Consider the following 26,499-nt stretch of genomic DNA (forward strand, 5'->3'; position numbering starts at 1 on the left):
GCCCATCCGTTTCACGTTGGTCGTTAGTATGGGGTGCGCCAAGCTAACGGTGTCGTCCCGGACAAGCGGGCCTTAAGCACGCGCAGATCCGGGGATCCATATCCACAGGGAGAGGTTTGACGAAGACTCGGAGTTGCCAGCGTCGCCCCAAACTCCTCCCTGTGGTTATGGGTCCCCGCGTTCGCGGGGACGACACCGAAGGTGCGGACACGCCGGCGGCCACAATGAATCAGGCCACCACCTCCGGCTTCTTGTCCCGCCGTCCCTCCGCGAGGTTCCGCACCACCACGTAGAAGATCGGCGTGAACAGAAGCCCGAACAGGGTGACGCCGATCATGCCGAAGAACACGGCAACGCCCACGGCCTGCCGCATCTCCGAGCCGGAGCCGCTGGAGATCACCAGCGGCAGCACGCCGAGGATGAAGGCGAAGGACGTCATCAGGATCGGCCGCAGGCGCAGGCGGCAGGCCTCGATCACGGCCTCGAGCCGCGGCTTGCCCTCGTTCTCGATGTCGCGCGCGAACTCGACGATCAGGATCGCGTTCTTCGCCGCCAGCCCCACCAGCACGACAAAGCCGATCTGGGTGAGGATATTGACGTCCTGGCCCATGATGCGCACGCCGATGGTGGCAGCGAGCAGGCACATCGGCACGATCAGGATCACCGCGAACGGAAGCGTCCAGCTGCCATATTGCGCGGCGAGCACGAGATAGACGAAGAGCACGCAGATCGGGAACACGTAGAGGCCGGCGTTGCCGCCAGTGATCTGCTGGTAGGACAGGTCCGTCCACTCGAAGGTGAAGCCGCTCGGCAGCGTGTCGTCCGCGAGCTGCTTGATGGTGTTCAGCGCGGTGGTCGAGCTTACGCCCGGTGCCGGTTCACCCTGAAGTTCCGACGCCGCGTAGAGATTGTAGCGTGCCACGCGATCGGGGCCGGAGACGTCCTTGAACTCGACCACACTGCCGAGCATCACCATGTCGCCATTGGCGTTGCGCGTCCGCAGTCGCGCGAGATCGCTGGGCTCTTTCCGGAACGGGAAGTCCGCCTGCGCGGTGACGTGGTAGGTGCGCCCGAACAGGTTGAAGTCGTTGACATAGGTCGATCCGAAATAGGTCTGGATCGTATCGTTGATGTTGGAGATGGGTACGCCCAGCTTCTGCGCCTTGGTCCGGTCGATGTCGACGAAGAGCTGCGGCGTGTTGGCCGAGAACGGCGAGAATACCGTCGGAGCGAGCAGCAAGGGCGATTTGCGCGCCGCGGCGACGAGCTCGTCGGTGGCCGCGGCGAGCAACTCAGGCCCGCGACCCTGTCGATCCTGGATGCGGATGGTGAAGCCGCCGCCGGTGCCGATGCCGGGCACGGCCGGCGGCGGAATCACGATGATGAAGGCGCCCTGGATCGCAGCCAGGCGCTTGCGCAGCTCGACCGTGATGGCGTTGGCAGACAATCCCTTCTTCATCCGCGCCTCAGGCTCGTCGAACACCGGAAACAGCGCGGCCGCGTTGCCGGCCTGCGTGCGCGTAGCGCCGGAGAAGCCGGCGAAAGCGGCAACACGGATGATGCCCGGCGTATCCAGCGAGATGCGCTCGATCTCGCGGACAACCTCGGTGGTACGCGCCAGCGAAGCGGCGCCCGGCAATTGCACCGATATGATGACATAGCCGCGATCCTGCGCGGGGATGAAGCCCTGCGGGGTGGTCACGATCAGCCAGCCGGCGCTGCCGATCAGAACGACGTAGATCAGAAGCATCACGACGGAGTGGCGGATCACGAAATTGGCGAGGCCCGCATAGCCATGCGCCAGACGGTCGAACACGCGGTTGAACACGCCGGTGAAGGCGTTCCAGCCGCGCGCGATGACATTCCAGGCGGCCGGCGGACGCTTCTCTTCGTGCGGCGTGAGGATCTGCGAGGCCAGCGCGGGAGACAGCGTCAGCGAGCAGAAGCAGGAGATCGCGGTCGCAACGGCAATGGTGACGGCGAACTGCTGGAAGAACTGCCCGGAAATGCCGCCGAGGAACGCGGTCGGGACGAACACCGCACACAGCACCAGGGCGATCGAGACCAGCGCGCCGCCGACCTCTTCCATCGTCTTCAGCGCCGCATCGCGACGACTGAGGCCGTGCTCGAGATGGCGCTCGACGTTCTCGACCACGACGATGGCATCATCGACCACGATGCCGACGGCGAGGACGAGTCCGAACAGGGTCAGATTGTTGATCGAGAATCCAAGCGCCGCCATCACCGCGAAGGTGCCGACCAGCGAGACCGGGATCGCGATGATCGGAATGATCGCGGGCCGCCATCCTTGCAGGAATACCAGCACCACGACGACCACTAGCAGCATGGCTTCGTAGATTGTCTTGATCAGCTCGTGGACGGACTGGGCGATGAACTCGGTCGGATTATAGCCGATGTTGTAGTCGAGACCTTTCGGAAAGCTCTCCTTGAGCTTCGTCATGGTGTCGGAGATGCTCTTTGCCGTCGCGAGCGCGTTCGATCCGGGCCGCTGGGTGACCAGCATGGCGACGGCCGATTTGCGCAGCAGGAAGCTGTTGGTGGAATAAGCGAGTGCGCCGAGCTCGATCCGGGCGACGTCGCGCAGCCGTACCGTGCGGCCGTCGGAACCGGCCTTGATCAGGATGTCCTCGAACTGCTTCTGGTCCTTCAAACGTCCGGTAAAGGTGAGATTTGGCTGAAAGGCCCGGTCCGCGATCGGCGGCTCGGCAATCTGGCCGCCCGCGATCTGCACGTTCTGGGCGCGGATCGCTGCCAATACCTCGGCCGAGGTCAGGCCGAGATTGGCGATTCGATCAGGGTCGAGCCACAGCCGCATCGAATAGTCGCGCGCACCGAAAATCTGGATGTCGCCGACGCCGTCGATGCGCAACAGCTGGTCGCGGACCTGGAGCAGCGCGTAGTTGGATATGTAGAGCTGGTCGAAGGTGTCGTCCGGCGACAGCATGAACACGACCATCAGGATGTCGGGCGAGTTCTTGCGGGTGACGACGCCGTTGCGCTGCACCTCGTCCGGCAGTTGCGGCTGTGCAATCGCAACGCGGTTCTGCACCAGCACCTGGGCCTTGTCGAGATCGGTGCCGAGCTTGAAGGTGACGGTGATCGTCAACTGTCCGTTTGAGGTCGCCTGGCTGTAGAGATACAGCATGTCCTCGACGCCGTTGATCTGCTGCTCTATGGGAGCCGCGACCGTGTCGGACACGGTCTGCGCCGAGGCGCCGGGATATTGCGTGGTGACGACCACGGTGGGCGGCACCACTTGCGGATATTCGGACACCGGCAGCGTGGTGTAGGCGAGCGCGCCGACGATCAGCAGCACGATCGACAGCACCATCGCCAGAATGGGCTGGTTGATGGAGAGGCGGCCGAGGTTCATGACTTGCCACCGGCCGGGGTCTGTGCGGTCTGCGGGGCGACCTTGGCACCGACGCGGGCGCGCTGGATGCCGTTGACGATGACGCGATCGTCCGGCTTCAGCCCTTCACGGATCACGCGCAGGCCCTCGTCGAGCGGCCCTAGCGCGACAGGGCGCGCCTCGACCGTGTCATCAGGTTTCACCACGAAAACGATCTTGCGGGACTGGTCGGTCGCAACAGCGGCGTCCGGAATCAGCAGCGCCTCATAGGGCGCGCTGGCGATCAGGCGGACGCGGCCGAACTGGCCGGGCAGGATCGACAGATCAGTGTTCTTGACCACGGCGCGGCTGCGTAACGTTCCCGTGGAGACGTCGAGGCGGTTGTCGAGGAAGTTGATGCTGCCCTCATGCGATGGCTTGGTCTCGCCGGCGAGAGACACCTGCACCGGGTTTGCCGTGTCGCGCGAGCTCGGGCGACGGCCTTCGAACCACAGCTTGCTGTATTTGATGAATGTCGCCTCATCCATGTCGAAATAGATGTAGATCGGATCGAGCGTCACGATGGAGGTCAGCAATGTCGACGTTCCGTTGTCGCTGCCCTGCACGAGATTGCCGGGGCTGACGAGATGGCGGCTGACACGGCCGGTCAGCGGCGCCGTGACATGCGTGAACTCGATGTTGAGCTTGGCGGCCTTGAGCGCTCCTTCCGCCTGCATCTCGGCCGCGTGCGCGGCCTGCAAGGCCTGGCGGCGCTGATCGACGACTTGCTCGGAGACGGCGCTGGTCTGCACCAGGCTGAGGCCGCGGTCGAGCTCGCGCTTGGCAAGCTCCACCCGGGCACGCGCGTCAGAGAGCTGCCCTTCCGCCTGCGTCGCCACGGCCTCGAACGGGCGCGGATCGATCACGTAGAGCAGATCGCCCTGACGCACGATGGCGCCGTCCTGGAACTCGACCGAGTTGACGAAGCCGCCGACGCGCGGCCGCACCTGCACCTCCTCCACCGCCTCGAAGCGGCCGGTGAACTCATCCCAATCGGTGACGGTGCGCTTGACCGGCTGAGCCACTGTCACCGGCGCCGGCGGTGGAGCAGCAGCCTGTGAGGCCGGCTGCCCGCAACCGGCGAGCGCGAATGAAGCGGCGAGGAGGCCCGCTATTGCGTAATGCCGCAACTGAACGAAATCGTGCTTTTTGACAAATCGCCCGCTTCCGTCAGGTCCAGTCATCCCAGGTCCTCGCTCAAAAAACCGCGGAGAAAGCAAGGTATTCGCCATCGCGCGGGCCCTACAGAATGGGCAGCAACAATGAACACTTCAAGACCAATGCGCGTGCAAGGGCCGCACGCGCCCTGGCCGGATGGCGGGTTGACAGGTCAATCAGCCGGCCTCGCGCGCGATGATTGGCGGGCGGAGTGCGAATGAACTGATTCGCGGGGCTCATGAATGGATCGCATGATCCACCCTCCCCTGGAGAGGGAGGGTCGCAACGCATGGAGCGCAGCGGAATGCGATGCGGGGCAGGGTGTTCTCGCCACACGAAAAGTGCCCGTGTGGAGAGAACACCCCACCCCGCTCGCGCTTCGCGCGATCGACCCTCCCCCTCCAGGGGAGGGTAAGACGAAAGCCAGCGTCTTCGCGCATGACGGGGACAGCAGGCTCGGCTAGGTTACCCCTACAATAACAAGACGAATAGTCCGGGAGGACAGGCGTGCACCAGGGACGTGTCGTTTTCGGCGCGATCGAGGAGGTCGTGTTCGGCCATCCTGCAGCCGGCGCCATCGTCGCGCAGATGGACCGGCTGGGAACGCGCCGCGCATTCCTGATGGTTTCGGGCACGCTGAACCGGCAGACCGACGAAATTGCGAAGATCACGCAGGCGCTCGGCGAGCGCTGTGCCGGCCTGTTCGACGCCATGCCGGCGCATACGCCGCGTGAGGCGGTGATCGCGGCGACAAAGGCGGCGCGCGAGGCGAACGCCGACCTCATCGTCACCGTGGGCGGCGGCTCGATCACCGACGGCGCCAAGGCGGTGCAGCTCTGCCTCGCCAACGACATCGGTGATATCGAAGGAATCGAGCGCATCCGCGTGCACAAGGGTGTCGCGCCCGAGATGAACGCGCCGACCGTGCGGCAGATCAGCGTGCCGACCACCATCGCCGGCGGCGAGTTCAGCGCGACCGCCGGCGTCACCGAGCGCAGCAAGCATGTGAAGCAGATGCTGCGGCATCCGCTCATCGTGCCGCGCGCGACCATCCTCGATCCCGCCATCACCGTGCACACCCCGGAATGGCTGTTCCTGTCCACCGGCATCCGCGCCGTCGATCATTGCGTCGAAGCGATCTGCTCGCGCGAGACGCATCCCTATGCCGACGCGCAATCGGTGAAGGGGCTTGCCATGCTCGCCGACGCGCTGCCGCGGGTGAAGGCCGATCCTGCCGACCTCGATGCACGGATGGACGCGCAGATCGGGACCTGGCTGTCGATGGGCGCGCTCGCAGCCGGCGTGCCGATGGGCGCGAGCCATGGCATCGGTTACGTGCTGGGCGCGGCCTTCGACGTACCGCATGGCTACACCTCGTGCATTATGCTGCCGGCGGTGATGCGATGGAATGCGCGCGACAACGCCGAGCGCCAGATGATCGTCGCGGCCGCCATGGGCTATCCCGGCCACGCCGCCGCCGATGTGCTCGATGCCTTCATCCGCTCGCTCGGCATGCCGCGCAGCCTCGCTGACGTGCGGGTGTCACCGCAGCATTTCGACGCCATCGCCGAGCAGGCGATGCGTACGAACTGGATTCCACGCAACCCACGCAAGATCGATGGCCCCGCCGACGTGCGCGAAATCCTGCTTCTTGCCGCCTGATCGAAAGCCGGAGGATCGATGTATACTGGTACGCATGCCCGCCTGCGCCCGCTCCAGCCCGCCTTCATCATGGCGGCGACGGGCGAGACCGTCACCTATCGCGAGCTCGAGGCACGCAGCAATCGGCTGGCGCATCTGTTCCGCAGGCACGGCTTGAGACGGCTCGATCACTACTCGATCTTCATGGAGAACAATTCGCGTTACCTGGAAGCCTGCGGCGCGGGTGAACGCGCCGGGCTCTACTACACCTGCATCAACTCCTTCCTGACGCCGGGGGAGCTCGCCTATCTCCTCGTCAACAGCCAGTCGAAGATCCTGATCACATCGGTGGCCAAGCTCGACATCGCGCGCGAGGCGATCAAGGCTTGCCCCGACGTCAAGCTCTGCATCGTCGCCGACGGCCCGGGCGAGAGCGAACGTATCGTCGGGCTGGCGGAGGTGACTGCCGAGCTGCCCAGGACGCCGATCGCCGACGAGTGGCTCGGTACCGCCATGCTCTATTCGTCCGGCACGACGGGACGGCCGAAGGGCATCTTGCGGCCCCTTCCGGAGGAGCCGCCGAGGCACAATCTGCCGCTGTTCGATTTTCTGACGAAGCTTTGGCACTACCGGGAAGGCATGGTCTATCTGTCGCCCGCACCGCTCTATCACTCCGCCCCGCAGGCTGCCGTGAACCTCACGATCCGCATGGGCGGCACCGTGATCATCATGGAGAGTTTCGATCCCGAGCGTTACCTTCAGCTCGTCGAGCAATGGGGCATCACCCACACCCAGCTGGTGCCGACGATGTTCTCGCGCATGCTGAAGCTGCCGGAGGAGGTGCGTGGCCGCTACGACCTTTCCTCGCTGGAGATCGCGATCCACGCCGCCGCGCCCTGTCCGGCCCTGGTCAAGGACGACATGATCAAATGGTGGGGACCGATCATCCACGAATATTACGGCGCGACCGAAGGCCTCGGCTTCACCGCCTGCAACAGCGAGGAATGGCTCGCCCATCGCGGCACGGTCGGCAAGGTGCTGCTCGGCGATCTCCACATCCTGGATGAGAACATGCGGGAATGCCCGATCGGCACACCGGGCCAGGTCTGGTTCAAGACGGCAACGCCGTTCGAATATTTCAACGATCCGGAGAAGACCAAAGAGGCACGCTCGGCCGACGGCAGCATGAGCACGGTCGGCGACGTCGGCTATGTCGACGCCGACCGATTCCTGTACCTGACCGACCGCGCGACCTTCATGATCATCTCCGGCGGGGTGAACATCTATCCGCAGGAATGCGAGAACCTGCTCATCACCCATCCGAAGGTTGCCGATGCGGCCGTTTTCGGCGTGCCCAATGCCGATCTCGGCGAGGAGGTGAAGGCGGTGGTGCAGCCGATGCCCGGCGTGGTGCCGGGGCCGGCCCTCGCCGAAGAACTGATCGCGTTCTGCGCCAAATCGCTGTCGCGGCAGAAGGTGCCGCGCTCGGTCGATTTCGAGAAGGAGTTGCCGCGGCTGCCGACGGGAAAGCTATACAAGCGGCTGCTGCGCGATCGCTACTGGGGCAACAAGGCGTCGCGGATCGTGTGAGGGCGCAACATCTGCGCGCGAGCCCTTCGCACCTGCACTCTCGCATGATGAGAGATAAACCCCGTGGCCATCCGTCATCCGAAGTGTCGAGAGCGCAGCTAGCCTTACGGGTTGCCTCGCTGCACGCGCCTCGCTATCGTCGGACAAACAGGCCGCAAAAGGCCGTTGTCCAGGGAGGATGAGCATGCGGAGCGTGTGGGCGCTCGCCGCAATGGCGGCGCTATCTGTGCTGACGGCCTCAACCGCCACGCTCGCCGGCGAGCCCAAGCAGGGCGGCATCCTGCGGATGTATCACCGCGACAGTCCCGGCAATGCTTCGATCCACGAAGGTGCGACCTACTCCCTCAACGTTCCCTTCATGCCGGTGTTCAACAACCTCGTCATCTACAAGCAGGACGTGGCTCAGAACAGCATGGACAGCATCGTCCCCGAGCTCGCCGAGAGCTGGGCCTGGGTGAACGACAACAAGACGCTGACTTTCAAGCTGCGCCAGGGCGTGAAATGGCACGACGGCAAGCCGTTCACCTCGGCCGACGTCAAATGCACCTTCGACATGCTGATGGGCAAGGCGCAGCAGAAGTTCCGGCAGAACCCGCGCAAGTCCTGGTACGATCAGGTCGTCGACATCTCGACCAACGGCGATTCCGAGGTCTCCTTCAATCTGAAACGGCCGCAGCCCTCGCTGCTGGCACTGCTCGCCTCGGGCTACACGCCGGTCTATCCCTGCCACGTCTCGCCGGCGGAGATGCGCACCCATCCGATCGGCACCGGCCCGTTCAAGTTCGTCGAGTTCAAGGCCAATGAATCCATCAAGCTGACCCGCAATCCCGACTATTGGCGCAAGGGCCGGCCTTATCTCGAGGGCATCGAGCTCACGATCATCCCGAACCGCTCGACCGCGATCCTCGCCTTCGTGGCCGGCAAGTTCGACATGACGTTCCCGACGGAGGTGACGATCCCGCTGGTGAAGGACGTCAAGCAGCAGGCGCCGAACGCGATCTGCGAAATCGCGCCGACGAATGTATCGACCAACATCATCGTCAACTCATCCTCGCCGCCGTTCGACAATGTCGACATCCGCCGCGCCATGGCGATGGCGCTCGACCGCAAGGCTTTCATCTCGATCATGTTCGAAGGCCAGGGCGACATCGGCGGCACCATGCTGCCGCCGCCGAACGGTCTGTGGGGCATGCCGAAGGAGATGCTGGAGACCATTCCGGGCTATGGCCCCGACGTGAAGGCCAACCGCGAGGAGGCGAAGAAGCTGATGCAGAAGGCCGGCTACGGGCCGGACAAGCATCTCGCCGTGAAGGTCTCCACGCGCAACATCCCGATCTATCGCGACCCCGCGGTGATCCTGATCGACCAGCTGAAGAACATCTATATCGACGGCGAGCTCGACGTCGTCGAGACCGCGAACTGGTTCCCGAAGGTCGCGCGCAAGGACTACATGATCGGACTCAATCTGACCGGCAACGCGGTGGATGACCCCGACCAGTCGTTCTACGAGAACTATTCCTGCGGCTCGGAGCGCAACTACACCAATTACTGCAACAAGGAGATCGAAAAGCTGTTCGACGTGCAGTCGCAGGAGACCAATGTCGAGAAGCGCAGGAAGCTGGTCTGGGACATCGACAAGAAGTTGCAGGAGGACGTCGCACGGCCCATCATCTTCCACAGCCGAATGGGCAGCTGCTGGCAGCCCTACGTGAAGGGCATCACCATCATGACGAACAGCTCCTACAACGGCTATCGCTACGAGGACGTGTGGCTGGACAAGTAGCGCAGGCCGCGGACGGCTGACGGGCTCGACGGGAGGCGGTGGATGTTTGCCTATCTGGTGCGGCGCCTGTTCCTGATGCTCGTGACCCTGTTCGGGATCTCGATCGTCATCTTCTTCCTGCTGCGGATCGTTCCCGGCAACATCGTCGACATCCTGTTCGCGGCCGCCGGCTATGTCGATCCGGCCGACAAGGCCAATCTGGAGAAGGAACTCGGCATCGACCGGCCGCTGATCGTGCAATATTGGCACTGGATCAGCGGGTTCCTGCGCGGCGATCTCGGCTATTCCTATGTCTCGGAAAAGCCGGCGCTGCAGGAGATCCTGCCGCGGATCCCGATCACGGCGCGGCTCGCCGGCCTCGCGCTCTTGTTCTCGGCATCGATCGGCATTCCGCTCGGCGTCATCAGCGCGGTGAAGCAGGGAACAAAGCTCGACTATGCGCTCCGCGTCGTCAGCCTCAGCGGATTGTCGCTGCCCTCGTTCTGGCTCGGACTTTTGATCCTCACCGCATCGGTGGCGATGTTCGGCCAGATGCCGATCTTCAATCCGAATCCGCAGACCTGGCTCGAAGCGTTCGCGACCTATGCCGTGCCGGCGGCCGCCGTCGGCTTCCGCAGCGCCGCGCTGACCATGCGCATCACCCGCTCCTCGATGCTGGAGGTGCTGCGGCAGGACTATATCCGCACCGCCCGCGCCAAGGGCGCCTCCGAAGCGGCGGTGAACTATCACCACGCGCTGAAGAACGCGATCTTGCCCGTCATCACCGTGATCGGCATCGAGGCGGCGTTCCTGATCGGCGGCCTGATCGTCACCGAGACGGTGTTCAACATTCCCGGCGTCGCGCGCTTCCTGGTCGAGGCGATCCGCTGGCGCGACTATCCGATCGTGCAGAATCTCGTGATGTTCATCGCGGTCGTGGTGGTGTTCGCGAATTTCACCGTCGACATGCTCTACGCGGTATTCGACCCGCGCATCAGATACACGGACTAGGAGACCGGCTTGGCTGCGATCGACTTCGACGTTGAACTGAGGCGGGCCGGCGCATATGCGACCGGCGGCTGGCGGCGTGTGCTGTTCATGGCGCAGCGGCATGTGCTGGGCGCGGCCGGCCTCGTCATCATAACGGTGTTCGTGCTGACCGCGATCTTCGCCGACTTCATCGCGCGCTACGATCCGCTGACGGTCGACTCCGCCCGCGCGCTGGCCCGCCCGAGCCTCGCGCACTGGATGGGCACCGATTCCTTCGGCCGCGACGTGTTCAGCCGCATCATCCACGGCGCGCGGATCTCGCTCGCGGTCGGGCTCGGTTCGACCGCGCTCGGCGGCACGATCGGCGTCATCGTCGGCCTCACCTGCGGCTATCTCTCGGGCTGGGTCGATCTCGTCTTCCAGCGCGTCTCCGACGTTCTCCAGGCGCTGCCACTGCTGGTGCTGGCCCTGGTGATGACGGCGGCGCTCGGGCCTTCGCTGCCCAATGTGATCATCGCCATCGCCATCCCCCTGATCCCGACGGTCGCGCGCGTCATCCGCGCCAATACGCTGGCGCTGCGCGAGCAGCCCTTCGTCGAAGCCGCCAAGTCGATCGGCATGAGCGAGATGCGGATCGCGCTGCGCCACGTGCTGCCGAACACGCTGGCGCCGCTGATCGTGCTGGCGACCGCGCAGCTCGGCTCGACCATCCTCACCGAAGCCTCGTTGTCCTTCCTCGGCCTCGGTATTCCCGAGCCTTATCCGTCATGGGGGCGCATGCTGTCGGAATCCGCCGCCGAATATGTCCGCACCGCGCCGTGGCTCGTGATCTTCCCGGGCATCGCGATCAGCCTCGCCGTGTTCGGCGCCAACCTGTTCGGCGACGCCCTGCGCGACATCCTGGATCCGAGGCAGCGCGGCTGATGGCGGACAAATCCGATCTCGTGCTCGACGTCAAGAACCTGAAGACGGTGTTCTTCACCAATTCCGGCCTGTTCAAGGCCGTCGACGATCTCTCGTTCAATGTCAGACGCGGCGAGACGCTGGCGATCGTCGGCGAATCCGGCTGCGGCAAGAGCGTCACTGCGCTGTCCTTGATGCGGCTCGTGCCCGATCCGCCCGGTCGCATCGTCGGTGGTTCCGTCACGCTCGAAGGCACCGAGCTGCTGTCGCTGGACGAAGCGCAGATGCGCGCGGTCAGGGGCAACCGCATCTCCATGATCTTCCAGGAGCCGATGACCTCGCTCAATCCGGTGATGCGGATCGGCGACCAGATCGTCGAGGCGGTGCGGTTGCATCGGAGCATCACGTCGAAGGAGGCGCAGAATATCGCGATCGAGATGCTGCGCCTGGTGCGCATTCCCGAGCCGGCACGACGCGCGCGGGAATATCCGCATCAGCTGTCCGGCGGCATGCGCCAGCGCGCGATGATCGCGATGGCGCTTGCCTGCCGGCCGGCGCTGCTGATCGCGGACGAGCCGACCACCGCGCTCGACGTCACCATCCAGGCGCAGATCCTGGCGCTGATCCTCGACCTTCAGAAGGAGCTCGGCACCGGCCTCGTGCTGATCACGCACGATCTCGGCGTCGTCGCGCAGACGGCGCAGCGCGTGATCGTGATGTATGCAGGGCGAAAGGTCGAGGAGGCCAGCGTCGAGTCGCTGTTCGCCTCGCCAATGCATCCCTATACGCGCGGGTTGATGGCCTCGATCCCGGCCGTCCCGGCCTCCGGTGTCCCGGCGCAGGCGCGGCTGAACGAGATCCCCGGCACGGTGCCCTCGCTGGTTGGGCTGCCGAAGGGCTGCGCCTTCGCGCCGCGCTGCAAGCTCGCCATCAAGCGCTGCGAGGCCGAGTATCCGCCGCTGGCCGACTGGGGTGGCGGCCATCTCGCTGCCTGCTGGCGCGCGGAAGACGCCGCGGAGGTGGCATGACCGAAGCGCTGCTCGAGGTCACCGACCTCAAGAAGCACTACCCGGTACGCGCCGGCGTGTTGCGCCGGCAAGTCGGCACCGTGCATGCGGTCGACGGCGTATCGTTCGCGGTCGGGACCGGCGAGACGCTCGGCCTCGTCGGCGAATCCGGCTGCGGCAAGTCCACGGTGGCGCGGAGCGTGCTGCGGCTGGTCGAGCCGACCTCAGGCCAGATCCGGCTCGACGGCGAGGACATCACCCATCTGTCGAAGACGGCGCTGCGCCCGCACCGGCGTTCGATGCAGATCGTGTTCCAGGACCCGTTCGCCTCACTCAATCCGCGCATGACGGCGGGCGACATCGTCGGCGAACCCATCGCCGTGCATGGCCTTGCAAGCGGCAAGACGCTGGAGGCGCGCGCCGCACAGCTGTTCGAACAGGTGGGCCTGCGGCCCGACCAGATGCGCAACTTCCCGCATCAGTTCTCCGGCGGCCAGCGCCAGCGCATCTGCATTGCGCGGGCCCTGGCGCTGGGGCCGCGCCTGATCGTCTGCGACGAGCCGGTCTCGGCGCTCGACGTCTCGATCCAGGCGCAGGTGATCAACCTCCTGATCGACCTGCAGCGCCAGCACGGCTTCTCCTACCTCTTCATCGCTCACGACCTCGCCGTGGTCGCCCATATCAGCCACCGCGTCGCGGTGATGTATCTCGGCCGCATCGTCGAGATCGCCGAGAAGGACGAGCTGTTCCGCAACCCCCGTCATCCCTACACGCAGGCCCTGCTCGCGTCGGTGCCCATCGCCAACCCGCTCGCGAAGAAGCTCGCGCCACTCGTCGACGGCGACGTGCCGAGCCCGGTCAATCCGCCTTCAGGCTGTGCGTTTCACACGCGCTGCCGGTTCGCGATGGAACGCTGCAAGACCGAGCGGCCGGCTCTGGTGGACGCTGGAGACGGGCACCAGGTGGCGTGCTTGCTCAATGAGGGGACGGGGCGCGGCCGGTAGGCCGCAACGCCCGGATCACCGGCCAAGCCGCCAACGCCGCGGCCAGATGCTTGAACGTGTGGCCCGAGACGATGTGCCCGGTCGCTTCGAACACTGTCGCGTCACCGAGTTCGAAGAGTTTCGCCAGCACATAGAAGAAGATCACGCCGCCGAGCGGCACGCCGAGCGCACCCGGCAGGGGTCGTGTGAACGCCAGTCCCACGGCGAGAGCCATGCCGCCGAACTGCACGACCGCCCATGGCGTGAGATTCTCGTGTGCCACCCAGGCCGCGAGCAGGCCCGCAACCATCATCAGCACCAGCACCGCTTCGCCTGCGCGCACGCTGATTCGCTCGCTGGCCGCGATGCCAAGAAAGCCCGCGAACGCCACCGCCATGCCGACGCGGTCGGCCACGAGCCGCTGCGGCATGTCGGGGTCCAGATGGTAGAAGCCTGAGCTCAGGCAGGTGAGGATCAGTCCGATGAAGAGCCAGCCTGCACCCACGGGCGCATCATTGCGGGCGCGCAGCCGCTCCGTGCCCCAGACACCCATCGCAAGGAAGGCGAGATTGCTCAGCACGTCGCCGGCATTGGGCACACCCAGCCAGGGGCGGGTGTCAACGAAATGCGGGATGTGCCAGGCGGCGGCAGGCAGCGCAGGTGCGAGCAGCACCACCAGCGCAAGGACGAGCAGCGTGCCAACGAGGCATTTTTCGCGGACCGTTGGTACGGCGAACGGCAGCCGGCTGGACACTGAGGGGAGCGCGGCATCCGTCTCTCGGGCGGGATCAGTTGCGCGCGGCATGCGAGCCTCCATGCAAATTGAACAATGTTCACATTTGTCGCACGAAAATGAACACCGTTCAATCCGAATTGTGCGACAGCACGATTCACGACCTATCGTATTGAAATTTTTGGTATTTTGTTGATCATCAGGCGACAGGCACGGCGCTAGACGCCGTTGCCCACCCGATACTGCATTCGCGACGCTACCCCGCCGCGATCTCCGCCACGATCCTGCCTGTCGTCACCTGCTCGCCTTCGGCAACGTCGATCGCCGCGACGACGCCGTCGAGGCCGGCCTTGTGGACGTGCTCCATCTTCATCGCTTCCAGCGTCAGCACCGGCTGGCCCGCGCTGACGCGGTCGCCCGGCTTGACCAGGACGGCGACAACGCGGCCGTTCATGGCGGCGCGGACCTTGCCGTCACCGCCGTTGCTTGCTGCAGCCTTCGGCGCCGCCAGCGTGAGATCGATCGCCGCAAGCGGGATGCCGCGATGCTGGAGGTAGAGCCTGTCGGCAGCGCGCAGGAATTTGGCGCTGTCCATCACGCCGTCATGGCGAAAACGAATCGCACCGGCATCGAGCTGCTCGATCTCGAACCTGTCCTGACGGCCATCGGTGGCGACGGTGTAGCTGCCATCGCGCTCGCGCGTGACTTCCAGCTCGTGGACGTGGCCGGCGATCTCGAGTTTCGCTGGAAGCGGGAACGTTGCCGACAGACTCCGACCACTCTGCCAGGCAGGCGCGCGCGGATTTGTGACGTAGAGCAGCAAGCCCGCCAACGCCGTATCGAATGCAGCACCCCTGCGCGGCGCCAGCAGCTCGTTACGATGCGCACTGATGAAGGCTGTCGTCGCCTCCCCCTTGGCAAAGCCGGAGTGACGCAGGCAGGACATCAGGAACGCCTGGTTCGTGGTCACGCCAAACGCCGTGAGCTGCTCGAGGCCGACGATCAGCCGTCCCCTCGCCTCCTCCCGACTCGCACCATGGCTGATGATCTTGGCGATCATGGAATCGTAGAACGGCGGGATTTCGGAGCCCGACTGCAGCGCGTGCTCGACGCGGATGCCGTCGGGCACCTGCCAACGTGCCATGCGGCCGGACTGCGGCATGAAATCCTGCGCGGCATCCTCCGAGCACAGCCGCACCTCGATGGCATGGCCTTCGAAGCGGATGTCCTGCTGCTTCACCGGCAGCGGCTCGCCACGCGCGACGCGCAGCTGCAACTCGACGAGATCGAGCCCGGTGACCGCCTCGGTCACGGGATGCTCCACCTGGAGACGCGTGTTCATCTCCATGAAGTAGAACTCGCCACGTTCGTCGAGCAGGAACTCCAGCGTCCCCGCGCCTTCGTAGCGCAGCGCCTTTACCGCGGCGACCGCGACCTCTCCCATCCTCGCGCGCAACTCGGGCGTGACTGCGGGCGACGGCGCCTCCTCGATCAGCTTCTGGTGCCGCCGCTGCACCGAGCAGTCGCGCTCGCCGAGATGGATGGCGTTGCCGTGGCTGTCGCCGAACACCTGGATCTCGATATGGCGCGGGTTCTGGATCGCGCGTTCCAGGATGACGGTGGGGTCGCCGAACGCGGCCTTCGCCTCGGAACGCGCACTGCGCAGCGCATCGGGAAACGAGGCCGCGTCGGAGACCAGCCGCATGCCGCGGCCGCCGCCTCCCGCGACCGCCTTGATCATCACGGGAAAGCCGATCTTTCTGGCTTCCGCGAGCATGACCTCATCGCCCTGGTCTGCGCCCTGATAGCCGGGCACGATGGGGACGCCGGCCTTCTTCATGATCTCCTTGGCGCCGGCCTTGTTGCCCATTGCCTCGATCGCCTGCGGCGACGGGCCGATGAAGACGAGACCGGCCTCCTTGCAGGCGCGGGCGAACTCCTCGTTCTCGGCGAGGAAGCCGTAACCGGGATGGACGGCATCCGCGCCGCTCGCCTTCGCGGCTCCGATGATCGCGGGAATGCTGAGATAGGATTGCGCCGGAAGCGCTTCGCCGATGCGCACGGCCTGATCGGCCCGGCGCACGTGGAGCGCATCGCGATCGGCATCCGAATAGACCGCGACGACGCTCAAGCCCAAGCGCCGCGCGCTCCGCATCACGCGCAATGCGATCTCGCCGCGATTGGCGATCAGGACCTTGAGGAACGGCCGGTGCTGCACTGATCCGTTCCTCATGGCCGGGCCACCGAAAACTGCATGCGCTGGGGTGTGCGCGCATCGCCCTCGCGGCAGATCGCAAGCACTTCGGACAGCACGGCGCGGGTGTCGCGCGGGTCGATCACGCCGTCGTCGAGCACGCGTGCACTGGTGGAGAACACATCCATCTGGCCGTCGAACACAGCGACGATCTGCGCCTTCATGGCGTCCAGCTTGTCCTTCTCGATCGGTTTGCCGCGGCGTGCTGCAGCGGCTTCAGTCACGATCGCCATGGTCTCGGCCGCCTGCTCGCCGCCCATCACGGCAGTCTTGGCATTGGGCCAGGAGAAGCAGAAGCGCGGATGGAAGCCGCGCCCGCACATGCCGTAATTGCCGGCACCGAACGAGGCGCCGCAATAGATGGTGATCTGCGGCACCGTCGCCGACGTCACCGCCTGGATCATCTTGGAGCCGTGCTTGATCATGCCGGCTTCCTCATAGGCCTTGCCGACCATATAGCCGGTGGTGTTGTTCAGGTAGAGCAGCGGTGTGCGGGTCTGGCAGCAGGCCTGGATGAAATGCGTCGCCTTGTTGGCGCCGGCGGGATCGAGCGGGCCATTGTTGGTGATGATGCCGATGGCCTGCCCTTCGATGCGGGCGTGGCCGCAGACCGTGGCAGGCCCATAATTCGGCGCCATCTCGGTGAAATCGGAATCGTCGATGATGCGCGCGATCACCTGCTTCATGTCCACGGGGCGCTTGTGGTCCATCGGCATGATACCGAGCAGTTCGTCCTGGTCGTAGCGCGGCGGCTTGAATTCCGGCGTCGCCCTGCCCGGCCGCTCCCATTCCAGCGCGGCCATGATCTCGCGGGCGATGCGCAGGGCATCGCGGTCGTCCTCGGCGAGATAGTCGCCGAGACCGGATACCTGTGTGTGCATCTCGGCGCCGCCGAGCTCTTCTTCGGTCGCAACCTCACCGGTCGCGGCCTTCAGCAGCGGCGGTCCGGCGAGGAACGCACGGGTGCGGCCACGGACCATGACGATGTAGTCGGAAAGACCGGTCTGATAGGCGCCGCCCGCGGTGGACGAGCCATGCGTGACGGTGACAACCGGCAGGCCGGCCGCGGAAAGGCGCGCCAGATTGCGAAAGATGTTGCCGCCGCGGACAAAATCCTCGACGCGGTAGCGCAGCAGGTTTGCGCCGGCGCTTTCGACGAGCTGCACGTAGGGCAGCTTGTTCTCCAGCGCGAGCTCCTGCACCCGCAGCGTCTTGTCGAGACCGTAAGGTTGCAGCGCGCCGGCATCGATGCCGGCGTCGTTGGCGCTGACCATGCAGCGGATGCCCGAGACGAAGCCGATGCCGGCGATGACGCCGCCGCCGGGCACGCTCTTGTTCGGATCGGGCACGTCGAACATGTAGCCCGCGAGCGTCGACAGCTCGACGAAGGGCGCACCGGGATCGAGCACCAGCGCGACGCGCTCGCGCGGCAGCAATTGTCCGCGCTTGTGGAAGCGATCCTTGGCCGCGGCCGACGCCGCCCGTGTGCGCTCTTCCAGCGCGCGCATGCGGTCGATCAGCGCGAGCATGCCGTCCCGGTTGGCGTGGTAGCCGGCGCTACCGGGGGAGATGGTGTTTTCGAGAATGGACATGACAGACCTTGATCGTCATTCCGGGGCACGCGAAGCGTGAACCCGGAATCTCGAGGTTCCGGGTTCGATGCTACGCATCGCCCCGGAACGACGGGAATGCTCAGCGATTCGTCCCAAAGATCTTCCGCGCCTCGGCCGGGCTCGCGATCTCGCGGCCGGCACGCCGTGCACAGGCGGCGACGGCTTCGATCAACTGGCCGTTCGAGGTCACCTTCGTGCCGTCGGCGAGATAGAAAGTGTCCTCCAGCCCCGTGCGGAGATGACCGCCGAGCTCGGCGCAGCGCTGGTGCAGCGGCCAGATCTCCTCGCGGCCGATCGCGGTGACCTGCCAGTTCGCCTCGGGGCGCTTCAGCTTGATCAGGATCGGCAGCAGCTCGGGATCAGCAGGCATGCCGGAGGCGACACCCATCACGAAATTGTACTCGAGCGGGCCGTTGTACATGCCGACCTGGCGATACATGCCGACGCAGCGGACGATGCCGACATCGAAGCACTCGAACTCGGGGATGGTGCCGACCGCGTTCATGACGTCGAGATAGTCCTTCACCTTCTCGACCGCATTGTCGAACATCATCGGCGGCCACGCCCAGGTGTTGTCGGCCTTCACTTTGAGGTAGTTCAGCGAGCCGGCGTTGCAGGCGGCGATCTCCGGCCTGGTCTCGCGGATGCAGTCGAGCGCGCCTGAGTAGTTCGGCCCCGACACGCCCGAAGTGTGGTTGATGATCACGGCAGGGCACGCTTCGCGGATCGCCTGCTGGATCTCCTTGCTGACAGCGACCTCCCAGGACGGCAGGTGCCCCTTGTTCGGCGCCTGCTGGCGCAGATGGATGTGCATGATGGACGCGCCGGCGTCGAACGCAGCCTTGGCCTCGCGCGCCATCTGCTCAGGCGTCACAGGCACGTTGTGCTGCTTCGGGTCGGTGAGCACGCCGTTCAGCGCGCAGGTGATGACGGCCTTGTCGCTCATGCCACTAATGTCTCGCACGTTGAGAATTCAACGCTTGCGATCATGTGACGCGCGACATGCGGCTTCTTGCGCGGAGAAGCTGGGAAAGGACGAGCTTTGGTAGGGTGGGCAAAGCGAATCGTGCCCACCATCCTTGTCAATTTCCGAGAGCTGGTGGGCACGGCGCAAGAGCGCCTTTGCCCACCCTACGAGAGCTCCGAGAGCGGTGCCTAACCCGCCTCTGCCAACCGCACCGTCTCGGTGCTGCGATAGATCGCCAAGTCCCGCGAGCCGACGAAGATCGCACGCGGTTTCAATCCGTAGAAGCGGCGGATCGAGTGACTGAAATGCGTCGAGTCGGGATAGCCGATGTCCTGCGCGAGATGGGCGAGGTTGAGGTCCTGGTTGGCGAAGTGCAGCAGATGCCGCGCACGCTTCCAGGCACGGAAGGAGCGGAAGGAGATGCCGGTCTCCTCCTTGAACAGATGCAGGAAGCGCGATGCCGAGAGGCCCGCCTCCGCCGCACACGTATCCGCCGTCACCGGCTCGCCGGAGAAACGCCCGATGCGGGCGACCGCACGCATCACACGCGGATCGAGCACGCGGCGCGGCAGCGCCTCGCCAAAGCACATCTCGTCGAACTCGGCGGTGGTGATGTCGCCATAGCGGCGCTGGCGCAGCAGCGCGTAGGCGGCGAGGATCTTGCGGGCATAGGCCGCCTTGTCCGGACCGCACAGCCGCTCGGCCAAAGCCTCGATCACGCCATCCGGCATGCTCTCCGGCTCCAGCGTCACGCTGATGACGGTGCGATAGTCACTGGCGATGGTGTGCCGCTGGTTCGGCAGGGTCACGACCAACTCGTCCGAGGTCTGGACGTCGTCGATCGTCAGATGCAGGCTGCCCTTCACCGCGACATAGACATGGCAGCTACCGGGGGTGCGCTTGCGGGGCCGGCCGAGCAGGCCGGCATAGAATACCCGCTCGGGCGTGATCAGCATCAGATGGTCGGATTCGCGACCTTTATCTTCCATTGGGGTCCTCCTCGCGCGGCTCTCTGGCCGCTGCGGACGGAGGTCACCTTAGCGGAAATTTGGGCGCTGTCACGATAGGATAGCGCTGTCATGAAAACAGGCGCCATCGTTCCGAGTCGGTCGGCAGGACCGAGCCGGGAACCTCGATATTCTCAGGTGCGCAATGGCGCACCGGAGCTCGATGCTGCGCACCGCCCCGGAATGACGGAAACTTACGCCCTCACCCTCGCTGCAACATTCTGCTCGGCACCAGCCTTCTGTTCCGCAGCAACTGCGCGCTTGAAACCGTCGCGCTGCTGCAGGCGAGCCCAATAGGCTGCGACATTTGGCCCAAAATCCTTGGCGAGGCCAATGTTGCTCGCCAGGCGAAGCGCGTAGCCGATCACGATGTCAGCGGCGGTGAAGCGGCCGGCGCACAATGTTTCGGCATTCGCCGTCGCTGCCTCGACGGCGCGCAGTCTCCCCAAGAACCATTTTGCGTAGTCGCCGGCAACCTGCGGGTTGCGGCGCTCCTCCGGCTCGAGCTGGGTGTATCGGAGCACCAGCGTCTGTGGGAAGGTTAACGTGGCGTCGCTGAAGTACATCCAGTTCAGGAAGGCGCCATAGGCGGGATCCTCCGGTCCGACCATCAGCGGCGTCGGTCCGTATTTGATGCCGAGATAATGGCAGATGCCGGAGGATTCGGTCATCTTCGTTTCGCCGTCGACCATGAAGGGAATCGTGCCCAGCGGATTGAGCGCGAGATATTCCTTGGCGAAGACGCGCGGCGGGAACGGCAGCATCTTCAGCTCATAGGGCAGCCCCATCTCCTCCAGCATCCAGAGCGGGCGAAACGAGCGCGCGGCGTCGCAGTGATAGAGCGTGATCATCAGGCACTCCCTTTGCTGCCGGGCAGCGTACCCATCATCTTGCACAGGACCATCAGCATGACCTCGTCGGCGCCGCCGCCGATCGAGGTCAGGCGGCTGTCGCGATAGGCGCGGCTGACCGGCGTCTCGTTGGTAAAGCCCATTCCGCCCCAATATTGCAAGCAGGCGTCGGTGAGCTCGCGGCCGAGGCGGCCGGCCTTCAGCTTGGCCATGGTCGCAAGCCTCGTCACGTCTTCGCCCGCCACCAGCTGCTCGGCGGCACGATAGATCAGCGCGCGCAGCAGCTCGACCTCGGTCTGCATCTCCGCGAGCTTGAAGTGCACGACCTGGTTGTCGAGGATGCTCTGGCCAAAGGCTTTGCGATTGCGAGTGTACTCGATGGTCTGGTTGATGATGTATTCGTGCGACTTGAGGCAGGCGGCCGCGCCCCACAGCCGCTCCTCCTGGAACTGGATCATCTGGTAGGTGAAGCCCTTGCCCTCCTCGCCGATCCGGTTGCGCTTGGGCACGCGGACATTGTCGAAGAAGATCTGCGCGGTGTCGGAGGAACGCATGCCCATCTTGTCGAGCTTGCGCGCGACCGTGACGCCCTTGCTCTTCATGGGCACGCAGATCAGCGACTTGTTGCGGTGAACGGGCCCGTCGCCGGTGTTGGCGAGCAGGCAGATCCAGTCGGCCTGGGTGCCGTTGGTGATCCACATCTTGCCGCCGTTGATGACGTAGTCGTCGCCGTCGGAGCGCGCCTGGGTCTTGATCGAGGCGACGTCCGAGCCCGCGCCGGGCTCGGAGACGCCGATGCAGGCGACGTAATCTCCGGTAATCGAGGGCGCCAGAAATTCACGACGGACCTCGTCCGAGCCGAATCGCGCCAGCGCGGGCGTCGCCATGTCCGTCTGCACCCCGATCGCCATCGGCACGCCGCCGCAGGTGATGGCCCCTAACTCCTCTGCCATCATCAGCGCGTAGGAGTAGTCGAGGCCCGAGCCGCCGAACTCGACCGGCTTGTTCAGGCCGAGGAAGCCGAGATTGCCCATCTTCTTGAACAGCTCGTGCGCCGGGAAGATGTCGGCCTTCTCCCATTCATCGACGTGAGGATTGATCTCGTTCGCGATGAATTTCTGCAGGCTGCGGCGGATGTCGTCGTGGTCGGCGGTGAATAGCATTTTGCTCCTGTCATTCCGGGGCGGCGCGAAGCGCCGAACCCGGAATCTCGATATCATCGGACTCATCTCTGGGTCCCGGGTTCGCGCTGCGCACGCCCCGGGACGACGGTTATCACAACCCCATCTGCCTCGACGCCAGATCCTTCATGATCTCCTCTGTGCCGCCGCCGATGGCATTGACCTTGACCTCGCGGTAGATGCGCTCGGCCTTGATGCCGCGCATGAAGCCGGCGCCGCCGAATATCTGCACGGCCTCCGAGGCGCAGAAGGCCATGGTCTGCGTCGCCTGGTTCTTCATCATGCAGATTTCCGCGACGGGGCTTTCGCCCTGCTCGAGCCGCCAGGCCAGCATCTCCAGCATCGCTTGCGAAGCCGCAACTTTCTGCGCCATGTCGACGATCTTGTGCCTGATGACCTGGTGCTGGGCGAGCGGCTTGCCGAAGGTCTTGCGCTCTTTCGCATAGGCAACCGCCTCGTCGAGACAGACTCGCGCGAAGGCGGTGCAGCTTGCCGCCATGCCCATGCGCTCGCTGTTGAAGTTCTGCATGATGATCTTGAACCCCTGGCCCTCCGCGCCGATCAGGTTCTCGGCCGGGACTCGGCATTGGTCGAAATGCAGCGTCGCGGTGTCGGAGGCCCACCAGCCCATCTTCTTCAGCTTCGTCCGCGACAGGCCGGGCGTATCGCCTTCGATCAGGAGCAGGCTGACGCCGCCGGCGCCCACGCCACCGGTGCGCACCGCAACAGTCAGATAGTCCGCACGCATGCCTGAGGTGATGAAGGTCTTCTCGCCGCTCACGACGTAGTGATCGCCGTCGCGCCGGGCCCGGGTGCTCAGGTTCGCGACATCGGAGCCGCCGCCAGGCTCCGTGATCGCGAGCGCGGAGATCTTCTCGCCGGACAGCACTTGCGGCAGCACGCGGGCCTTCACCTCGGGCCGAGCCGCGCGCGCAATCGGCGGCGAGCCGATGGTGTGGCTCATCAGGCTGGCACTGACACCGCCGGCGCCGGCGCGCGCCAGCTCCTGGCTGGCGACGATCTTCATGAACTGGTCGGCGGTGATCCCGCCATATTCCTCGGGGAAACCGAGCCCCAGGAGGCCGATCCCGGCCGCCTTGCGATAGAGCGCGCGCGGGAATTCACCGGCCTCGTCCCACTCATGGGCGAACGGGGTGATCTCCTTCTCGACGAAACGGCGCATGACGTCGCGAAAGGTGTCGTGCTCGGCGGTATAGAACGGGCTCTTCATTTATCTCGCCCTGTTGGCGGATTCGCTCGTCCACCATGGCTGGAACATTTGCCATTCACTTGCGCGGAGTGGCTGGCCATGGGAGTCGCTGCACCGCAGCCTATGGCCTAGCAACTCCACGCAAGACGATTTTCGTCCCGTACAGGCTAACTCTGGCTCAAAAAAACGTTGCTGCACAGACTCCGGCTAGCGCCACACCGGGCATGCTGCACGGGCAGCAAGAGGGAGGGCGGCACCGACCGCCGAGGGAGGAATTCTTGGCCGTTCGCTACTACGACTGGATTGCCCATCATGGCCGCCGCACGCCGAACAAGGTTGCGGTGATCGACCTCGCAAGCGAGCGCCGCTTCAGCTACTTGCAGCTCGACGCCCGCGTCTCGCGCCTTGCCTCCTTCCTGCGTCACACGCTGAAGGTCTCGCGCGGCGACCGCGTCGCCGTGCTGGCGCTGAACACGACCGATACGCTGGAGGTGCAGTTCGCCTGCGGCCGACTGGGTGCCATCTTCGTTCCGCTGAACACACGCCTCACCGTTCCCGAGCTCCAGTTCATCACCGCCGATTGTGCGCCGAAGGTGATGATCCACGATGCCGACCTCGCCGAGACGGCGCTCGCCGTCGCAAAGCTCTGCAACGTTGCGACCAGCCTGCTGCTCGGCCCCGGCGGCACCTATGAAGCCGGTATCGCCGCCGCGAAGCCGCTCGACCGAGCCGAAGACGTCACGCTCGATGACGTCTCCACCGTCATGTACACCTCGGGCACGACGGGGCATCCGAAGGGCGCGACCATCACGCATGGCATGACCTTCTGGAACTGCGTCAATCTCGGCGGCCCCGCCTGCATCGGGCCGGCCTCGGTGCTGCTCACCGTGCTGCCGCTGTTCCACACCGGCGGGCTCAATTGCTACACCAATCCGGTGCTGCACGCCGGCGGCACGGTGATGATCATGCGCGCCTTCGATCCCGGCACGGCGCTCGGCCTGATCAACGATCCCGCGCAGGGCATCAACGTGTTCTTCGGCGTGCCCGCGATCTACCAGTTCATGGCACAGCACCCGGCCTTCGCCGCGACCGACCTCAGCCGGCTGATCGTCGGCGGTGTCGGCGGCGCGCCGATGCCGGTGCCGCTGCTGAAAGTGTGGGAGGCGCGCGGCGTCGCACTTCAGCAGGGCTACGGCATGACCGAGACCTCGCCGGCCGTGCTGGTGCTCGACCGCGAGGATGCCGCGCGCAAGGCCGGCTCCGCCGGCAAGCCGGTGCTGCACACGGAAGTGCGCATCGTGCGTCCGGACGGCAGCGATGCCGATATCGGCGAACTCGGCGAGCTCTGGGTCAGAGGCCCCAACATCACGCCCGGCTACTGGAACCGGCCGGAGGCGAACAAGACGTCCTTCACCGACGGCTGGCTTCACACCGGCGATGCGACCCGCATCGACGAGGAAGGCTTCTACTATATCGTCGACCGCTGGAAGGACATGTACATTTCCGGCGGCGAGAACGTCTATCCGGCCGAGGTCGAGAACGTCCTGCACCAGCTCACGGCCATCGCGGAGGCCGCCGTGATCGGCATCCCTGATGCTCAATGGGGCGAGGTCGGCCTTGCCATCGTCGCGGTCAAGCCCGGCCAGAAACTGACGGAGACCGAGGTCTTCGCCCATTGCGCGGCCAATCTGGCGCGTTTCAAATGCCCGCGCCAAATCCGCTTCGTCGAGGCGCTGCCGCGCAACGCCACCGGCAAGATCCACAAGCCGACCCTGCGCAAGGAGTTCTCGGTGGCTTCCGAAGTGGACAAGAAGGTCGCCAATGCCTGACCAAAGCGCCCCTCGCGGGCGCTTTTCCTTTTTTGAAGTGCCTGCCCTACCAACAAGAAACTCCAGGGAATTTCCATGAAGAACAAGAAAATCGCGTTACTCGCCGCAGCAGCAGCCCTGACCTTGCTTTCGGTTCAAGGCGCTTACGCGCAAAAGAAATACGACACGGGTGCCAGCGACACCGAGATCAAGATCGGCAATGTCGAGGCCTATTCGGGTCCCGCCTCCGCCTACGGCATCATCGGCAAGACCGAGGAAGCCTATTTCAAGATGATCAACGACCAGGGCGGCATCAACGGCCGCAAGATCAACTGGATCTCATATGACGACGGCTACTCGCCGCCCAAGACCGTGGAGCAGGTCCGCAAGCTGATCGAGAGCGACGAGGTGTTCCTCGTCTTCAACGCGCTGGGCACGCCGACCCAGACCGCCGTGCAGAAATATCACAACGCCAAGAAGGTCCCTCAGCTCTTCCTCGCAACCGGCGCCAGCAAATGGAACGATCCCAAGGGTTTTCCCTGGACCATGGGCTTCCAGCCGAGCTACCGGGTCGAGGCGCGGATCTTCGCGAAATATATCCTGCAGGCGAAGCCCGACGCGAAGGTCGCGATCTTCTATGCCAATGACGATTTCGGCAAGGACTACGTCGCCGGCATCAAGGAGATCTTCGGCGACAAGGCCTCCTCGCTGATCGTGGCGGAAGAGAGCTACGAGACCACCGAGCCTTCGATCGATTCCCACATCGTCAAGCTGAAAGGAACCGGCGCCAACGTCTTCGTCAACATCTCGACGCCGAAATTCGCGGCGCAGGCGATCAAGAAGATCGCGGAGCTCGAATGGAAGCCGATGCACGTAATGACCGACGTGTCGATCTCGATCGGCGCGGTGATGAAGCCGGCCGGGCTCGATGCGTCGGAAGGGGTACTGTCCGCGAGCTATCTGAAGGACGCATCGGACCCGCAATGGAAGGACGACGAAGGCATGAAGAAGTTTCTCGCCTTCATCGACAAATACATGCCGGGCGCCAACGTCTCCGACACCAACATCGTCTACGGCTATGCCGCCGCGCAGACCCTGGTTCAGACCTTGAAGCATTGTGGCGACAACCTGACGCGCGAGAACGTGATGAAGCAGGCCGCAAGCCTGAAGGATTTTGCCCCCGACACGCTGATCCCCGGCATCAAGATCAACACCGGCGCCAACGACTTCGCGCCGATCGAGCAGCTCAAGATGATCCGCTTCAAGGCTGGTCAGTGGGAGCTTTTCGGCGACATCATCAGCGCCGAGACCGGAGGCTAGAGCGTTTTCGAGCGAAGTGGACACCGGTTCGCGTCAAGAAAACGCGTCAAAACAAGAATCTAGAGCCCCGTTCCGATTCCATCGGAACGGAAAAGGCTCTAGAGCGGAA

General features: G+C 64.8%; 19 protein-coding genes. 9 read left to right on the top strand and 10 right to left on the bottom strand.

Annotation, left to right across the window (positions count from 1 at the left end):
- Positions 1-229: 229 nt before the first annotated feature.
- A complete protein-coding gene (locus tag XH96_RS38290) occupies positions 230-3,394 on the bottom strand; it encodes an efflux RND transporter permease subunit (RefSeq protein ID WP_194390401.1) in 3,165 nt (1,054 codons plus the stop codon).
- The gene (locus tag XH96_RS38295; RefSeq protein WP_194390402.1) at positions 3,391-4,596 is read right to left on the bottom strand and encodes an efflux RND transporter periplasmic adaptor subunit; all 1,206 of its coding nucleotides are present in this window, start codon (positions 4,594-4,596) and stop codon (positions 3,391-3,393) included. Before XH96_RS38295 ends, XH96_RS38290 begins: the two co-directional genes overlap by 4 nt.
- 481 nt (positions 4,597-5,077) lie before the next feature.
- Here XH96_RS38295 and XH96_RS38300 point away from each other — a divergent pair, with 481 nt between their 5' ends.
- The 7 genes from XH96_RS38300 (at position 5,078) to XH96_RS38330 (ending at position 13,467) form a co-directional block, all read left to right on the top strand.
- The gene (locus XH96_RS38300; protein ID WP_194390403.1) at positions 5,078-6,232 is read left to right on the top strand and encodes an iron-containing alcohol dehydrogenase; all 1,155 of its coding nucleotides are present in this window, start codon (positions 5,078-5,080) and stop codon (positions 6,230-6,232) included.
- An 18-nt stretch (positions 6,233-6,250) separates the two neighbouring features.
- Entirely contained in the window at positions 6,251-7,801 is a 1,551-nt protein-coding gene (locus tag XH96_RS38305) for an AMP-binding protein (RefSeq protein ID WP_194390404.1), read from the top strand.
- Positions 7,802-7,985: 184 nt separating this feature from the next.
- Complete coding sequence (locus XH96_RS38310) at positions 7,986-9,584, top strand: ABC transporter substrate-binding protein (RefSeq protein ID WP_194390405.1); 1,599 nt, start codon at positions 7,986-7,988, stop codon at positions 9,582-9,584.
- A gap of 42 nt (positions 9,585-9,626) precedes the next feature.
- Positions 9,627-10,574 carry an ABC transporter permease gene (locus XH96_RS38315; RefSeq protein WP_194390406.1) on the top strand — a complete coding sequence of 316 codons (948 nt, stop codon included), beginning with the start codon at positions 9,627-9,629 and terminating at the stop codon, positions 10,572-10,574.
- 9 nt (positions 10,575-10,583) lie between these two features.
- On the top strand, positions 10,584-11,477 hold the full coding sequence (locus XH96_RS38320; protein WP_035673039.1) for an ABC transporter permease: 894 nt from the start codon (positions 10,584-10,586) through the stop codon (positions 11,475-11,477).
- Positions 11,477-12,484 (top strand): ABC transporter ATP-binding protein, encoded by a 1,008-nt coding sequence (locus XH96_RS38325; RefSeq protein ID WP_194390407.1) that lies wholly within the window; start codon positions 11,477-11,479, stop codon positions 12,482-12,484. The genes XH96_RS38320 and XH96_RS38325 overlap by 1 nt, the downstream gene beginning before the upstream one ends.
- On the top strand, positions 12,481-13,467 hold the full coding sequence (locus XH96_RS38330) for an ABC transporter ATP-binding protein (RefSeq protein ID WP_194390408.1): 987 nt from the start codon (positions 12,481-12,483) through the stop codon (positions 13,465-13,467). The genes XH96_RS38325 and XH96_RS38330 overlap by 4 nt, the downstream gene beginning before the upstream one ends.
- Here the strand turns inward: XH96_RS38330 and XH96_RS38335 are convergent.
- The 8 genes from XH96_RS38335 to XH96_RS38370 all read right to left on the bottom strand — a co-directional run bounded on the left by XH96_RS38335 (position 13,439) and on the right by XH96_RS38370 (position 23,283).
- Positions 13,439-14,251, bottom strand: coding sequence for a hypothetical protein (locus XH96_RS38335; protein ID WP_194390409.1), 813 nt, complete (start codon positions 14,249-14,251; stop codon positions 13,439-13,441). The two genes, XH96_RS38330 and XH96_RS38335, sit on opposite strands and share 29 nt — an antisense overlap.
- Before the next feature lie 184 nt (positions 14,252-14,435).
- Positions 14,436-16,412, bottom strand: coding sequence for an acetyl-CoA carboxylase biotin carboxylase subunit (locus XH96_RS38340; RefSeq protein ID WP_194390410.1), 1,977 nt, complete (start codon positions 16,410-16,412; stop codon positions 14,436-14,438).
- Positions 16,409-18,025 (bottom strand): acyl-CoA carboxylase subunit beta, encoded by a 1,617-nt coding sequence (locus XH96_RS38345; protein ID WP_194390411.1) that lies wholly within the window; start codon positions 18,023-18,025, stop codon positions 16,409-16,411. The genes XH96_RS38340 and XH96_RS38345 overlap by 4 nt, the downstream gene beginning before the upstream one ends.
- Positions 18,026-18,125: 100 nt before the next feature.
- Complete coding sequence (locus tag XH96_RS38350; RefSeq protein WP_194390412.1) at positions 18,126-18,992, bottom strand: 3-keto-5-aminohexanoate cleavage protein; 867 nt, start codon at positions 18,990-18,992, stop codon at positions 18,126-18,128.
- 209 nt (positions 18,993-19,201) lie between these two features.
- The gene (locus tag XH96_RS38355) at positions 19,202-20,002 is read right to left on the bottom strand and encodes an AraC family transcriptional regulator (protein ID WP_194390413.1); all 801 of its coding nucleotides are present in this window, start codon (positions 20,000-20,002) and stop codon (positions 19,202-19,204) included.
- 212 nt (positions 20,003-20,214) lie between these two features.
- On the bottom strand, positions 20,215-20,871 hold the full coding sequence (locus tag XH96_RS38360; RefSeq protein ID WP_194390414.1) for a glutathione S-transferase family protein: 657 nt from the start codon (positions 20,869-20,871) through the stop codon (positions 20,215-20,217).
- The gene (locus tag XH96_RS38365; protein WP_194390415.1) at positions 20,871-22,034 is read right to left on the bottom strand and encodes an acyl-CoA dehydrogenase family protein; all 1,164 of its coding nucleotides are present in this window, start codon (positions 22,032-22,034) and stop codon (positions 20,871-20,873) included. Before XH96_RS38365 ends, XH96_RS38360 begins: the two co-directional genes overlap by 1 nt.
- Before the next feature lie 112 nt (positions 22,035-22,146).
- Positions 22,147-23,283, bottom strand: coding sequence for an acyl-CoA dehydrogenase family protein (locus XH96_RS38370; protein ID WP_194390416.1), 1,137 nt, complete (start codon positions 23,281-23,283; stop codon positions 22,147-22,149).
- Between the two features lie 257 nt (positions 23,284-23,540).
- On the opposite strand from XH96_RS38370, the gene XH96_RS38375 reads away from it, so the two are divergent.
- Both XH96_RS38375 and XH96_RS38380 read left to right on the top strand, forming a co-directional pair.
- Entirely contained in the window at positions 23,541-25,091 is a 1,551-nt protein-coding gene (locus tag XH96_RS38375; protein WP_194390417.1) for a long-chain fatty acid--CoA ligase, read from the top strand.
- Between the two features lie 75 nt (positions 25,092-25,166).
- Positions 25,167-26,390 (top strand): ABC transporter substrate-binding protein, encoded by a 1,224-nt coding sequence (locus XH96_RS38380; RefSeq protein ID WP_194390418.1) that lies wholly within the window; start codon positions 25,167-25,169, stop codon positions 26,388-26,390.
- Positions 26,391-26,499 lie beyond the last annotated feature (109 nt).

It is taken from the genome of Bradyrhizobium sp. CCBAU 51765, assembly GCF_015291725.1.
Lineage (GTDB): Bacteria > Pseudomonadota > Alphaproteobacteria > Rhizobiales > Xanthobacteraceae > Bradyrhizobium > Bradyrhizobium liaoningense.

Bases quoted from the DNA above. Each gene is read 5' to 3' on its own strand.
- XH96_RS38310 (WP_194390405.1), top strand. From the start codon at position 7,986: ATGCGGAGCGTGTGGGCGCTCGCCGCAATGGCGGCGCTATCTGTGCTG.
- XH96_RS38305 (WP_194390404.1), top strand. From the start codon at position 6,251: ATGTATACTGGTACGCATGCCCGCCTGCGCCCGCTCCAGCCCGCCTTC.
- XH96_RS38350 (WP_194390412.1), bottom strand. From the start codon at position 18,992: ATGAGCGACAAGGCCGTCATCACCTGCGCGCTGAACGGCGTGCTCACC.
- XH96_RS38360 (WP_194390414.1), bottom strand. From the start codon at position 20,871: ATGATCACGCTCTATCACTGCGACGCCGCGCGCTCGTTTCGCCCGCTC.
- XH96_RS38340 (WP_194390410.1), bottom strand. From the start codon at position 16,412: ATGAGGAACGGATCAGTGCAGCACCGGCCGTTCCTCAAGGTCCTGATC.
- XH96_RS38380 (WP_194390418.1), top strand. From the start codon at position 25,167: ATGAAGAACAAGAAAATCGCGTTACTCGCCGCAGCAGCAGCCCTGACC.
- XH96_RS38355 (WP_194390413.1), bottom strand. From the start codon at position 20,002: ATGGAAGATAAAGGTCGCGAATCCGACCATCTGATGCTGATCACGCCC.
- XH96_RS38330 (WP_194390408.1), top strand. From the start codon at position 12,481: ATGACCGAAGCGCTGCTCGAGGTCACCGACCTCAAGAAGCACTACCCG.
- XH96_RS38370 (WP_194390416.1), bottom strand. From the start codon at position 23,283: ATGAAGAGCCCGTTCTATACCGCCGAGCACGACACCTTTCGCGACGTC.
- XH96_RS38325 (WP_194390407.1), top strand. From the start codon at position 11,477: ATGGCGGACAAATCCGATCTCGTGCTCGACGTCAAGAACCTGAAGACG.
- XH96_RS38335 (WP_194390409.1), bottom strand. From the start codon at position 14,251: ATGCCGCGCGCAACTGATCCCGCCCGAGAGACGGATGCCGCGCTCCCC.
- XH96_RS38365 (WP_194390415.1), bottom strand. From the start codon at position 22,034: ATGCTATTCACCGCCGACCACGACGACATCCGCCGCAGCCTGCAGAAA.
- XH96_RS38290 (WP_194390401.1), bottom strand. From the start codon at position 3,394: ATGAACCTCGGCCGCCTCTCCATCAACCAGCCCATTCTGGCGATGGTG.
- XH96_RS38315 (WP_194390406.1), top strand. From the start codon at position 9,627: ATGTTTGCCTATCTGGTGCGGCGCCTGTTCCTGATGCTCGTGACCCTG.
- XH96_RS38345 (WP_194390411.1), bottom strand. From the start codon at position 18,025: ATGTCCATTCTCGAAAACACCATCTCCCCCGGTAGCGCCGGCTACCAC.
- XH96_RS38295 (WP_194390402.1), bottom strand. From the start codon at position 4,596: ATGACTGGACCTGACGGAAGCGGGCGATTTGTCAAAAAGCACGATTTC.